This is a genomic window from Niallia sp. FSL R7-0648 (assembly GCF_038007005.1).
Classification (GTDB): Bacteria; Bacillota; Bacilli; order Bacillales; family Cytobacillaceae; genus Niallia; species Niallia circulans.
Map to the genome: position 1 here is coordinate 2,012,736 of NZ_JBBOWE010000001.1, position 13,650 is coordinate 2,026,385.

The window sequence follows — 13,650 nt, forward strand, 5'->3', positions numbered from 1 at the left end:
GAAGACTGCTTTGAAATATCAGTTCCTATTTAAAAAAATAGGAACTGATATTTTTTTATAAATTATTTTTCGCCAATTTTGCTAAGTCTGTAATGTACGCGAAAAAGTCATCTCTCTTTACATCATATACAACAGAAACAGGACGGCCAGTGTCACTTATTAAAGTTCTCCCTTGGGACGGCGCTTCTGTTATAGCAATTGATTTAACTTCTTTCATTTTAACTAGCTCTTTTTTTCCAATTGTTGCTGTTGTTAGTACATCCCAAAGATAATAGGTAGAGTTCGTTTCTACATGAACAAGAGGGGGACATGCAGCATAGCATTGACCAACAAAATCAACTCCAGTAAATTTTCTTAATGAAGCCCAATGATTGCGGACAGAAATGGTTAGTGGAACTTGATTTGTACTTTCTAACGCCACCATTTCGATCTGTAAATCACTAGCCCAAACAGCTGCTACTGCCCAAGGATCCCAAAAAGCATTCCATTCAGCAGTCCCGTCATGTTCAGGTTCCTGTACATTACCAACCTCTAAGAATGTTCCGCCCATCCAGACTAATTTTTCAATTTTTTCTTGAATATCTGGAGCAATTTCAATTGCTCTTGCTAAATCTGTCAGCGGTCCAGTAAATAAGAGTGTTGTTTTATCTGGATTTTCCCTTACTGTTTTAATTAAATGTTCATGTGCTGGAAGTTCACTTTCAGGGGTAATTACTTCACCGCTTTCATTTAAAATCGGCAAGGCATCTACATAAAACGTGTGCATTCTCCATTCTTTCGGAAATGGATTAACTCCGCGAGAATTAGACCTGGCAACTTCTACTGGTCCGTGACCGAATCGATCTATAATCTTTCTACTTGCACTGATACCTGGTTTTAAATAGCCATCTGCTGGAATAACTGATACACCAATTAAGTCTACTTCATCCATTTGTAATAGAAGAAACAGAGAAACTAGATCATCAATTCCGGCATCATGATTAAAATATACCTTCTTTGTCAAAAAAATTCACTCCTATGTAAATTAACATTTATCCCCGTCAAACGGGAAGTAACTTTATAAACTAGCTACTTTCTCTATCTATTCTATAATACTATCAGACCAATGTGAATAATTAGTAAATTAAATAGAATATCTCACCATAAATAATATTATTTAAACTTTAATTTAACGAAGAATAGAAAAAGAACTTGGAAAACCACCAAGTTTTTCCCATCATCTATTATATCTATTAACAACAGCCTTACTTACGACCGAAGTCTGCTTTGATTTCACCATACTTATTCGTATCCCATTTTAGAATTTTATTTGAATAGTTATTTTCCTTCAGCCATTTTTCGGCACGTTCAATTAATTGCCACAATTCTTCTGTACGCTTATCTCTTACTAATGTTGTATTTGCCTTTTTATTACGTACCCAAGCTAACGCCGTCATACTATCACTGTATATGGTGGTGTTCTTGCCTTGTTTTTGCAAAAGACTTAATGCATGTACAATTCCTAAAAATTCGCCAATATTATTCGTACCGAATACTGGACCATAATGGAAAATTACTTCTCCTGTTTTCGTATCAACGCCTCGATATTCCATCATTCCAGGATTACCACTACATGCTGCATCAACAGAAATGCTATTTTCCTCAATCGGCGCCAATGTTTGAATAGATTGTTTTTGAGTGGAAGTACTTTTGGATGCTGATTTTGATATATTCCCACCTTGTTTAAAGGCTTTTTCTGCTTCCTCCAAAGTTGGAAAAGATTTAAAAGAAGCACCTTTAAAACCTTTTATTTGCTTTTCACATTCCGCCCAAGTTGAGAAAATCCCTGTTTTTCTACCATTCCATACAACATAATATTTTTTTGCTGCCATAATTTCATCCAACCTTTCACTGCTATTAAATAATCATATCACAGGAAGGGATCAAAACGAAAATGTAGAGAGAGCGTAACAACATACTTGAAAAGGCTTTCTATAAATCTAGGAATTTACTATAATGATGTTGAGTAAAATAGGAAGGGGGGAATAAATTGCTCCAATTACTTCCACTAATGATTGAACGAGTCGGTATTTTAGTTATTTTTGCCTTCTTATTATCAAGAATAAAGATTTTCCGATCGATTATTCATCATGAATCACAATGGCACGATAAACTCTCGTTAATACTTATCTTTGGCGTCTTCGGAATAATTAGTAATTATACTGGAGTCGAAATATTAAAAGGAAGTATTAGCACCCATACATGGCAGCATGAATTAGATGTTTCAAGCGCTATTGCTAACACAAGAATTATGGGGGTAGCCATTGGCGGAATGATTGGCGGCCCATTAGTTGGCCTTGGAGTAGGATTAATAGCTGGCCTTCATCGCTTAACATTAGGAGGATTCACTGCAATTGCTTGTGGATTATCTACCATTGCTGCTGGATTATTGACTGGGCTGCTTGGAAGGAAATACTCCATTAAACAGGATTCTGCAAGCAAAGCAGTGATTATCGGCATCGCCATGGAAATTATTCAAATGGTATTTATCCTTTTGATTGCAACACCTTTTGAGCTTGCATTCGAACTCGTCAAAATTATTGCTTTTCCAATGATTGTCATTAATGGGTTTGGAATGCTGATTTTTATCTACATCATTCAAAACATTCTGTTAGAAGAAGAAAAAACGAAAGCAGCACAAACCAATATTGCTTTAAATATTGCTCAATCTACGCTTGCTTATTTACGTCAAGGACTGAATCCTGAATCTAGCAAGCAGGTTGCTAAAATTATGTTAAAAGCTACCAACGCTGATGCAGTATCCATAACTAATAGATCCATTGTTTTGGCACATGAGGGGCTAGGCGGGGATCATCATATTCCATTAGAGAAAACTTCTACCAAATTAACAGAAAAAGTGTTAAGGGAAGGGAATATTCTTATTGCGAAAAAGAAAGACGAGATTCAATGCAGCAATCAAACATGCCCGCTGCACGCTGCCATTTTGTTACCATTGAAAGCAAACAATAAAACTGTCGGTACCCTTAAATTATATTTTGCCAATCCCAAAAACATTCAATTAGTAGAATATACTTTGGCAGAAGGGTTAAGCAAGTTATTTTCCTTACAGCTTGAATTAGCAGAAGCAGAATTACAACAAAAGTTATGGAAGGATGCTGAAATTAAAGCATTACAAGCACAAGTTCATCCTCATTTTCTGTTTAACAGCATGAACACTATTTCTGCGCTAATTCGCACAGATGGAGAAAAAGCGCGGCAGATGATCCAACGATTATGTACTTATTTCCGCAGCAACATACAAGGATCTAAAAATATGCTGATTCCTTTAAGTCAAGAATTAGAGCATGTCCATGCCTTTTTAGCATTAGAAGAAGCGAGATTTCCTAATAAGTTTATTTTAAAAGAGTCTGTAGAGCCCGAACTAAAAAAGGTCCTTATTCCGCCGTTTACATTACAGCCCCTAGTAGAAAACTCGATTCGTCATGGCTTTTCCAAAGGTACAGTTGGGACTATTACAATATGTGCATATAAAGAAAAAGATAGGATGGTGTTAATTACAGAAGATGATGGGAAAGGAATGAGTGAAGATACTCTATACATGATTGGCCAAAAAAATATTTCCTCCAGTACAGGAACTGGTACGGCGCTTTGGAATATTCAGGAACGAGTGAAAAAGTTATATGCGGAGAAAGGGAAATTCACCATTGAAAGTGAAACGAATAGAGGAACGAAGGTGATGATTACATTGCCTTCTAAGGAACCAAGTATATGGAGGGAAGTAGATGATTAAAGCATTAATTGTCGAAGACGAACCATTAGCAAGAGATGAATTAAAGTATCTCTTGAAAAGAAGCAGCAAAATAGAGATAGTGGCCGAGTGTGATGATTTGGAGACAGCTCTGTACATAATTGATAATCAAAAAATAGACGTTATTTTCTTAGATATTCAACTTGGAGAAGATAATGGAATGAATTTAGCGGAACAGTTAAAGCACACCGCAAATCGTCCGGAAATTGTCTTTGCAACTGCATATGATGAATATGCACTTCAAGCGTTTGACGTAAATGCTGTCGATTATATATTAAAACCGTTTGAAGAAGAACGAATTAATCAAACTATTTTAAAGCTGCAAAATAAGCGGAGTCAAACTACAGAAGAAACAATAGGAAAAAGCGTAAACAAATCGCCCCTTCAAAGTAATAAGTTAGCTGTCACAGCCAATGACAAAATAAAGATTATTGATTTAGATAAAATCATCTATATAAGTGCGCAAAATGGTAAAACATTACTTATTACAGAAGAAGAGGAATTGGTCATTACTTTTACATTAACACAATTAGAGCAAAAGTTAGTAAATAGTCCTATTATGAAAGTACATCGATCTTATTTAGTTAATAAAGAAAAAATATGTGAAATAGAACCATGGTTTAACTCTACGTATTTACTGTGCATGAATAATGGCGAGAAAGTGCCTTTAAGTAGAAACTATACAAAAGAGGTGAAACAATTATTCGGATTTTAAGTAAATTTCATTTATAATCATACAGACTGGATATTGTATTTTATCCAGTCATTTTTGCATTTCAGCTAATTTTCTTTGCATTTTACCATGAAAACGTTTTTTTATCCTTTACATTTTTTATAATAAAATCATTAAAGGAGGTAGATAAAAATGAATGCGGTTACAATCGTTATAGCATCTGCTTGTATTTTAATGATTGCTTATCGTTTATACGGAACTTTTATGGCAGTAAAAGTATTAAAGCTTAACGATAAAGAAAAAACCCCAGCACATGAACTAAATGACGGTAAGGACTATGTACCAACCAATAAATGGGTTACCTTTGGACATCATTTCGCAGCAATAGCGGCAGCCGGTCCTCTTGTAGGACCTATTCTAGCTGCACAGTTCGGGTATTTGCCTGGATTGATTTGGCTATTAATTGGGGCTGTTATCGGAGGAGCTGTCCATGATGCAGTGGTATTATTTGCGAGTATGAGAAAAAAGGGCAAATCATTATCTGAAGTAGCAAAGGAAGAACTCGGCCCTGTTGCAGGTTTTTGTACAGGACTTGCTATGTTATTTATTATTACCATTACCATGGCTGGTTTATCGATGGTAGTTCTACATGCTTTAGAGAGAAATCCATGGGGAACATTTTCGGTAGGGATCACGATCCCGATTGCGATGGGAGTAGGCATATTTTATAAGAAAACAGGTAATCTCAAACTATGCACAACCATTGGATTTATTCTGTTAATGATAGGTGTGTTTGTGGGACCAATGATCCAAGATACCGTACTGGGAAATTGGTTAACACTTGATACAAAAACATTAGCTATTATTCTTCCTATTTATGCATTCTTTGCAGCTGCACTACCTGTATGGCTGTTATTGGCACCGCGAGATTATTTAAGTAGCTTTATGAAAATCGGTGTATTTATCGCCCTTATTATTGGTGTATTTATTATTAACCCCGCTATTGAATTTCCTGCATTTACGGAATTTGTAAATGGAGGGGGACCAGTTATCGCAGGACCAGTATGGCCGTTTATTTCCATTACGATTGCATGTGGTGCTATTTCCGGATTTCATGCCTTTGTCGGCTCTGGCACAACACCAAAGATGCTTGATAAGTGGAGTGATATTAAAGTCGTTGGTTTTGGTGCGATGCTTGTCGAATGTTTAGTAGGGATTATGGCCCTTATTGCTGCAACTGCTCTTCATCCAGGAGATTATTTCGCAATAAATTCCAGCCCAGAAGTATTTCGAACACTTGGTATGAGTGTTACAAACTTACCAGAACTAAGTCGTGAAATCGGCATTGATTTAGAAGGAAGAACGGGAGGAGCAGTTACCTTAGCTGTTGGAATGTCATATATTTTCACAGAAATTTCTTGGTTCTCCCATCTAGCATCTTATTTCTTCCAATTTGTGATTATGTTTGAAGCTGTCTTTATATTAACAGCCATTGATGCAGGGACGAGAACTGCACGCTATTTAATTCAAGATTTTCTTGGTGAGTTCTACAAACCATTAAAAAAAGTGGATTGGCTGCCTGGTTCTATTTTCGCAAGTGCATTAGCATGTTTAATGTGGGGATATCTCTTATTCTCAGGAGATATTAGCTCGGTATGGGCACTATTTGGTGTCTCAAATCAGCTCATGGCAACGATCGGGCTGATTGTTGGAGCAACCGTTATTTTAAAAATGGCTGATAAACGTAGATATATGCTGACTTGCCTCATACCGATGGCATATTTATTTGTAACAGTAAATTATGCTGGGGTGTGGATGGTTAAAAACGTTTATTTAAACCCAGAAGCGTCAGGTTATAATGTGCTTAATGCCGTACTATCAATTATCATGCTAATATTAGGGGTTATCATTATTATAGCTGCAACAAAAAAATGGTTTGACACCTGGAATACGCCCCGCTTTCATGTGGAATCAACGAATCTAAATTAAGATAGAATGGTTTAAACTAAGTTTTCCTGTCAAAGCTATACCCAAATAATCTACGAATCTTGCTGAGTTATTTCGTATGATTGTTTGGGTTTTTTATTCGTGTGAAAATTGAATTTCCATCTGACTTATATTTAAAAATGGAAGTGAATATTAAAAGATTTTGATTTGGTTTTACTCCCATGTCCATTTCCACTTGCATATATCCTCACTATCTTCCTCCCATAAATAGATTTCAAAAATAAAAATAATAAACGAATCATAATAAGTGTATTCTAAGTAAACATATATTTAAAATTTTATTGTCAAGAGTTTAACTTTATGGAATTATGGATATTAAGGGAGAAGTATTTTTGTTCCATACATATTTGTTTTAATAATAATTTTATTGACATTAATATGATCAATTAAAGTATGGAGTTCTTCTATGGATTATAAACACAGTGAAACAAAATGGATGGTGGCCATTTGTTTTTTTGTATTTTTATCTGTGATTTTAAACATCTTTGCTGCATCAATAAATAAAGAGCTGTTTATTCTGCTGCAATTAATTATTACTAGTGGCTTATTATATGTTTTTTATCAATTAATAAAAAAGTTCACCTACATACTCGGCGAATTTGCTCAAAGCAATAAAAAATTACAATCTATTTTTGACACTTTGGATATTGCGATTTGGTTTCATGATTTAAAAACAAATAAATTAATGGTCACTGCAGGGATTGAAGCTATTTATGGTTATTCATCAGAGGCATTTTATAAAAATCATAATTTGTGGAAAGACGTTATCCATCCAGCTGATCAAGACGTGTTAGTGGAACGAGCGGAGCTTCTAACCCATCAAGATGTCGTTGTCAGCACTTATCGTATTATTAAACCAGATGGGAAGATTCGCTGGATAAAGGATAGAGGCATCGCTGTGTTTGACAAATCGACTAGGGAGATGACTGAGTTTACAAGCGTGTTAATTGATATAACAGATAGCAAAGAAAACGAAGATAAATTTAGTAAATTGGTCGATATATCACCAGACATTGTTGCAGTAACAGTTGATTACAAGTTTCATTATATAAATAAGGCTGGCATCAAAATGTTAGGAAAAGACTATAATTCCATACAGGGGCTTGCAGTAAAAGATTTACTTTCTGAAGCCACTTATCAAAATATCGTTCGACAATATAAAAAAAGCAAAAAATTAAATCAAAATGTAGTCGAGATGGAAGTTGAATTAACGAAAGATTTAGCGGAAAACGTATTCTTAGAAATCAATTGCATGCCAATTCTTTTTGGAGGACAAGAAGCTGTTTTGATTGTTGGAAGAGATATCACATCCCGGAAACAGGCGGAATTAAAAATTAAGGAATTAGCATTTATAGATACGCTGACAAAATTACCGAATCGAAACAGTTGTATGCATCATTTAAATGATCGACTCTATAACCAAGAAGTGGAAGCAATGTCCATATTATTTTTAGACTTAGATCAATTTAAACGGATAAATGATACGAAAGGACATGGAACAGGAGATATCATTTTCCAAGAAGTATCTACTATCCTTCAATCAGCTATCGACAAAAATGATTTTGTTGCCCGTCTCGGGGGAGATGAATTTTTAATCATATTAGAAAACAAAACAAAATTAGAAACAGCTGAGACTGCCCAAAAAATAATAAACCAATTTTCTTACCCTATTGTAGTGAAACAAGATGAATTCTTCGTTACACCAAGTATTGGCATCAGCATGTTTCCATCAGATGGAAAAGATCAAGAATCATTAATAAAAAATGCTGATACAGCCATGTATGTTGCCAAAGATCACGGGAAAAACAATTTTCAATTTTACTCCGCTTCCATTGCAGAAAAAGGCACAAGAAAGATGGAATTGGAGATGGCACTACGCAAAGCTATTCTAAATAAAGAATTAGAATTATACTATCAGCCACAAATAAATATCCATACAGGCAGCATATTTGGTGTTGAAGCTCTCCTACGTTGGAAACACCCGGTATACGGCTATTTGTCTCCAGATGAATTTATACCAATTGCTGAAGAATCCAATTTAATATTAACGATTGGAGAATGGGTCATAACGGAGGCATTTGCGCAGAAAAAGAAATGGGAAAGAGAAGGAAAAAAAGATTTAAAACTTGCTATCAATATTTCTGCTCGACAATTTCAATACATTGATTTCATTTCTTTTCTACAAAAAGAAATAGTAAGATTAGAAATAGATCCAAAGAAAATCGAGTTAGAGATAACGGAAAGCATTATGCAAAATATTGAATTAGCCCAAATAGAATTAGCTAATATTAAAAAGCTTGGCTTTCAAATATCGATAGATGATTTCGGCAAAGGTTATTCTTCGTTAAGTTATTTGAAATCACTGCCTATTGATACCATTAAAATTGATAAAACGTTTATTGATGATATCAGTCATCCTATTCACAAAGGATCTTTAGCTAAAGTCATTATCGATATGGGTCATAATATGAATTTCCTTGTCATTGCAGAGGGAGTAGAAACAAAAAATCAAATCGATTTTCTCATAAACCACCAATGTGATATCGTACAAGGATACTACTTTAGCAAACCATTGACTTCATCTGAATTAGAAAAATTCTATCTATAAATCAGAAACCTTTTTCATTTTTTGTTTCTAAGGATATACTAATCTTATTAAGAAATTCTTTTTTATATTTTATAAAAAGGGATGTAAAAATTTTTCGTAAAGTTGGTGAAAAAATGCCTTGTCAATCTAATGAGGAATTAGAAAGTATATTGTTAGAAGCAAAACAATATACACATAATGGGAAAGTTGCTGATTATATCCCAGCTCTCAGCAAAGCAAATCCTGATGATTTATCTGTAGCTATTTACCACCATGATGGTACTTGTTATTCAGCAGGCTGCATTCATGAGAAAATTACTTTACAAAGTATCTCAAAAGTCATTACTTTAGCATTAGCACTAATTGAATCAGGAGAAGAGTACGTTTTTAGTAAAGTTGGCTATGAGCCTACTGGCGATCCTTTTAATTCTATTGTAAAACTAGAAATGAGTAACCCGTCGAAGCCGTTAAATCCTATGATAAATGCAGGTGCCCTTGCAGTTACCCATATGATAAAGGGGAACTCCGTGGATGAACGCTTCCAGAAGATTATTGAATTTGTTAAGCTCTTATCAGGAAATAGTGATATTGGTTATTCAGCGGAGGTAGCTGAATCAGAGTTTGAAACATCTCATTTGAATAGAGCACTTTGTTTCTTTATGAAACAACATGGCATCATTAATGAAGATGTGGAGGAATTATTAGATTTATATACAAAGCAATGCTCTATCGAAGTAAATTGTTTAGATTTAGCGCGAATCGGAATCGTATTTGCTTTAGATGGAAAAGAACCTGTCACAAACAAACAGTTAATGCCAGCACATGTAGCTCGCATTTGCAAAACATTTATGGTTACATGCGGAATGTATAATGCTTCTGGAGAATTTGCTGTTCGAGTCGGAATCCCTGCAAAAAGTGGTGTCTCCGGTGGAATATTAGGGGCCGTTCCTTCCCGTTTTGGAATTGGTATTTCTGGTCCTGCGCTTGACGACAAAGGCAATAGTGTTGCAGGATTAAAACTATTAGAAATCCTTGCAAAAAAATATGATTTAAGCATGTTTTAATAATAAAACTTATCACTAATTCTTCTATGGAAATAGGAAGGATTAGTGATTTTTTGGTTATTCCCCAATCTGTTCGGGTAACATAATTGTACCAATTGTTTAAAAGGGGGATAAACATGAGTTTAACACCTCAACAGCGTATAGAATTACATGGTTTTAACAATTTAACAAAGTCATTGAGCTTCAATATGTATGATATCTGTTATACTCGAACAAAAAGGGAACGAGAGGCTTATCTTCAATATATCGATGAGCAGTACAACGCTGAGCGTCTGACGAAAATCTTGAAAAATGTTTCCGATATTATTGGCGCACACGTTCTAAATATTGCAAAGCAAGACTATGAACCACAAGGAGCAAGCGTAACACTGCTCGTATCTGAGGGCCCAGTTGCTGAAGCTTCAAAAGAAGTATTTGAGGAATCTCCTGGACCACTTCCAGGCTCAGTGGTTATGCATCTCGACAAAAGTCATATAACGGTACATACATATCCTGAATATCATCCAGATGAAGGAATCAGTACCTTTCGTGCTGATATTGATGTTTCAACGTGCGGGGAAATTTCGCCATTAAAAGCTTTAAACTATTTAATCCACTCTTTTGACACAGACATTATGATAATGGACTATCGTGTAAGAGGATTTACCCGAGATATACATGGTCATAAACTATTTATCGATCATGATATCAATTCCATTCAAAACTATATTCCCGAAGAGACAAAATCACAATTTGATATGATTGATGCCAATATCTATCAAGAAAATATATTTCATACAAAATGCAAGTTAAAACAATTCCATTTAAATAATTATTTATTTGGCTGCAAAGAAGAAGAATTATCTGAAGAAGATCGGATATTGATAACAGCAAAACTCACACAGGAAATGAATGAAATTTTTTATGGGAAAAATATAAAGTGATTTATTACAAAACTGGCGACGTCTTTTAAATAAAAGCGAAGCCAGTTTTTTCATTAAGTTATCAAACATCATATTTAGGAAAAACATGGTAGATTCCATTGCATAATTATACTTTATATATTATTTTTAAACATGTTTTTCTAGCTTTTTTTTTTTAAATTGGTAAACTATTATTGTAGAAAGATAGAAAGGTGCGAAAATGATGAAACAAATCATCCTAGATACAATTAATGAAAACGAAGCAAAATTTAAAGATATTAGTATTTATATTGGAGAAAATCCTGAGTTAGGCCATGAAGAATTTAAAGCATGTGAAATTTTAACTGACACCTTAAAACAGCATGATTTTAACGTAGAAATAGGAATCTGTGATTTACCTACTGCCTTTAAAGCAACCTTTGACAGCGGCAAAGCTGGTCCAGTTATCGGCTTTATGGCAGAATATGATGCACTTCCTGAACTTGGACATGCATGTGGACATAATTTGATCGGTACTATGGGAATTGCTGCCGGAATTGGTCTTAGTAAAGTTTTAAGCGAAACAGGAGGAAAAGTGATTGTTTACGGCACGCCTGCTGAGGAAACGAAAGGCGGCAAAGTAACAATGGCAGAGGCAGGAATTTTTGAAGAGCTAGATGTAGCGATGATGGTGCATCCATTAGATAGCTATATGAAGAGCTGCGATTCTCTTGCAATGGACGCTATCCAATTTGAATTCTTTGGCAAAGCTGCTCATGCAGCAGCAAGCCCACATTTAGGCATCAATGCACTAGATGCTGTATTACAGACCTTTAATAGTATCAATGCTCTAAGACAGCATATAAAGTCTGATGCTCGTATTCATGGTGTAATCACAGAAGGTGGAAAAGCGGCAAATATCGTCCCTGACTATGCTGTTGCACAGTTTTATGTCCGAGCAGGAAAAAGAGAAGAAGTAAATAAATTAGTAGAAAAAGTGAAACAATGTGCAGAGGGAGCTGCCCTGCAAACAGGTGCTACAGTTAAATCTAGTTTCTATGAATTCTCCTATGATGATATGATTACCAACCAAACTTTATCTGATTTATTTACAAAACAACTTGTTGATTTAGGCGTAGAACCATCTGAAATACAGGAGCAGCGGGATGGTTCAGGATCACTTGATATGGGCAATGTAAGCCAGGTGGTACCATCTATTCATCCCTATGTAAAAATCTGTAATGAGGCATACGCTTGTCATACTCATGAATTTAGAGAAGCTGCTATGTCTGATCAAGGTAGAGAAGCCATGATTTTAGGTGCAAAGTCAATGGCCCTTACAGGTTTAGAAATTCTTACGAATAAAGAATTGTTAGCAAAAATCAAAGCAGAGTTTTTAAAAAATAAATAAATTCTAATTCCTCACGTTCAAACAATCAAGATTTGAATGTGAGGTTTTTTTTAAATTAAGGCATTTTTATGCCATTTATCCTCCTTTCGATAAGGAAAAAAAAGGTTCATTTATAATAAATAGTCCTATTCCCATTCGCAAAGGAACTATTAATCAAAAGGAGAAAAATACCAAAGCTAGTTATCATAGTATAACGATTAAAAGGAGTTTATATGCAAGCTTTTTTTCTATTTTTATTCCTACTATCTTTCTATGGGGATTTTCGAACTTTCATTCCAAAAATCAGCTAGGATAATGGACAATGCTTTCGCCAAATTAAACAGTTAGACGAATATACCAACACGGAAATACCGATAAAAATGAAGCAAGTGGGCATGCTGCGAAAATATTGGAGAGATGTAGATAAACCTGTATCTAAGGATCAAATCTTTGCTATACTTGAAAACTATCTGTATTTCCATGATGATACGAAAAGCATATTTTTATGGAAAGAGGAAAATATATACAAAACCGTGGCATTTACTAAAATATCACAAATGGCTACTTATTTGAAAAGTCCAGCTTCCTTTGCAGCTGAAAAACTGTTTTTTGCAAACTCAACTGGACTCATCCCTGCATTTTCCCAGTGCATATACATCAATCGTGGTTCTTCAAACAGCCAATGGTTATGAAAGGCTGTTACAATTAATCCTCTTTTCCGTAATGCATCGAGCATTGGATTAACTTCTTTTTGAAGTAACACAGTTTCACCTAGATTAAGACCATTTTTTTCAAAGGACAACATATATGGAAGTGCTAGCGGGGAAAGAGTGCGACGTCCTAAAATGGTGGCTCGAATATCACTTCTGAGCCGCATAATTACACAAACTGGAGTCGATTGAATAACCTCACCACCGATAATATCCGCAAGTCTTTGACAAGTTGACACATTTTCAAACTCTCTTTTATTCACTTAAATCACCTCTACTTCTTATTCTCACTTATAAGTATATTCAGAAACATAAGACAAGTTGTAGACATATAATTTAGAGAAAAAACCCTTTCAAAGTTAAAACCTGTCAAAGCACCTCAAAATGTTGATTGTGCCCAAAAAATGGCAGTCCAACTCAATTATTAAACGCTTACTATTCATTCGTAATTCCATAAATTTGTACCTTGATAACATATAATTGTTAATCTTCCTTTGTTCTTTCATGGCGTGACTCCAAGTATAGGTGAA

General features: G+C 34.9%; 10 protein-coding genes. 7 read left to right on the plus strand and 3 right to left on the minus strand.

Annotated features, from left to right (window positions below):
* Positions 1-55 precede the first annotated feature (55 nt).
* Together NSQ89_RS09640 and NSQ89_RS09645 are read right to left on the minus strand one after the other, a co-directional pair.
* Positions 56-1,003: a nucleoside hydrolase gene (locus NSQ89_RS09640; RefSeq protein ID WP_341132548.1), complete on the minus strand. Its 948-nt coding sequence runs from the start codon at positions 1,001-1,003 to the stop codon at positions 56-58.
* A 241-nt stretch (positions 1,004-1,244) separates the two neighbouring features.
* A complete protein-coding gene (locus tag NSQ89_RS09645) occupies positions 1,245-1,871 on the minus strand; it encodes a ribonuclease H1 domain-containing protein (RefSeq protein WP_047944630.1) in 627 nt (208 codons plus the stop codon).
* A 158-nt stretch (positions 1,872-2,029) separates the two neighbouring features.
* On the opposite strand from NSQ89_RS09645, the gene NSQ89_RS09650 reads away from it, so the two are divergent.
* The 7 genes from NSQ89_RS09650 (at position 2,030) to NSQ89_RS09680 (ending at position 12,431) form a co-directional block, all read left to right on the plus strand.
* The gene (locus tag NSQ89_RS09650) at positions 2,030-3,790 is read left to right on the plus strand and encodes a sensor histidine kinase (RefSeq protein ID WP_095257278.1); all 1,761 of its coding nucleotides are present in this window, start codon (positions 2,030-2,032) and stop codon (positions 3,788-3,790) included.
* The gene (locus tag NSQ89_RS09655; protein WP_095320104.1) at positions 3,783-4,523 is read left to right on the plus strand and encodes a LytR/AlgR family response regulator transcription factor; all 741 of its coding nucleotides are present in this window, start codon (positions 3,783-3,785) and stop codon (positions 4,521-4,523) included. The genes NSQ89_RS09650 and NSQ89_RS09655 overlap by 8 nt, the downstream gene beginning before the upstream one ends.
* 150 nt (positions 4,524-4,673) lie before the next feature.
* Complete coding sequence (gene cstA, locus NSQ89_RS09660) at positions 4,674-6,470, plus strand: carbon starvation protein CstA (protein WP_095257276.1); 1,797 nt, start codon at positions 4,674-4,676, stop codon at positions 6,468-6,470.
* 424 nt (positions 6,471-6,894) lie between these two features.
* Positions 6,895-9,096, plus strand: a complete 2,202-nt coding sequence (locus NSQ89_RS09665) for a sensor domain-containing protein (RefSeq protein WP_341132549.1) — start codon at positions 6,895-6,897, stop codon at positions 9,094-9,096.
* 113 nt (positions 9,097-9,209) lie between these two features.
* Positions 9,210-10,139, plus strand: coding sequence for a glutaminase A (gene glsA / locus NSQ89_RS09670; RefSeq protein WP_047944627.1), 930 nt, complete (start codon positions 9,210-9,212; stop codon positions 10,137-10,139).
* Positions 10,140-10,255: 116 nt separating this feature from the next.
* On the plus strand, positions 10,256-11,062 hold the full coding sequence (gene speD, locus NSQ89_RS09675; RefSeq protein ID WP_095257275.1) for an adenosylmethionine decarboxylase: 807 nt from the start codon (positions 10,256-10,258) through the stop codon (positions 11,060-11,062).
* A 202-nt stretch (positions 11,063-11,264) separates the two neighbouring features.
* Positions 11,265-12,431, plus strand: coding sequence for a M20 family metallopeptidase (locus NSQ89_RS09680; RefSeq protein ID WP_445668969.1), 1,167 nt, complete (start codon positions 11,265-11,267; stop codon positions 12,429-12,431).
* Positions 12,432-12,975: 544 nt separating this feature from the next.
* Here NSQ89_RS09680 and NSQ89_RS09685 read toward each other — a convergent pair.
* Positions 12,976-13,383: a DUF1259 domain-containing protein gene (locus tag NSQ89_RS09685; RefSeq protein WP_369987995.1), complete on the minus strand. Its 408-nt coding sequence runs from the start codon at positions 13,381-13,383 to the stop codon at positions 12,976-12,978.
* Positions 13,384-13,650 lie beyond the last annotated feature (267 nt).

Coding starts and splice junctions, on each gene's coding strand:
- NSQ89_RS09645 (WP_047944630.1), bottom strand. CDS start 1,871: ATGGCAGCAAAAAAATATTATGTTGTATGGAATGGTAGAAAAACAGGG.
- NSQ89_RS09655 (WP_095320104.1), top strand. CDS start 3,783: ATGATTAAAGCATTAATTGTCGAAGACGAACCATTAGCAAGAGATGAA.
- cstA (WP_095257276.1), top strand. CDS start 4,674: ATGAATGCGGTTACAATCGTTATAGCATCTGCTTGTATTTTAATGATT.
- NSQ89_RS09665 (WP_341132549.1), top strand. CDS start 6,895: ATGGATTATAAACACAGTGAAACAAAATGGATGGTGGCCATTTGTTTT.
- glsA (WP_047944627.1), top strand. CDS start 9,210: ATGCCTTGTCAATCTAATGAGGAATTAGAAAGTATATTGTTAGAAGCA.
- speD (WP_095257275.1), top strand. CDS start 10,256: ATGAGTTTAACACCTCAACAGCGTATAGAATTACATGGTTTTAACAAT.
- NSQ89_RS09680 (WP_445668969.1), top strand. CDS start 11,265: ATGAAACAAATCATCCTAGATACAATTAATGAAAACGAAGCAAAATTT.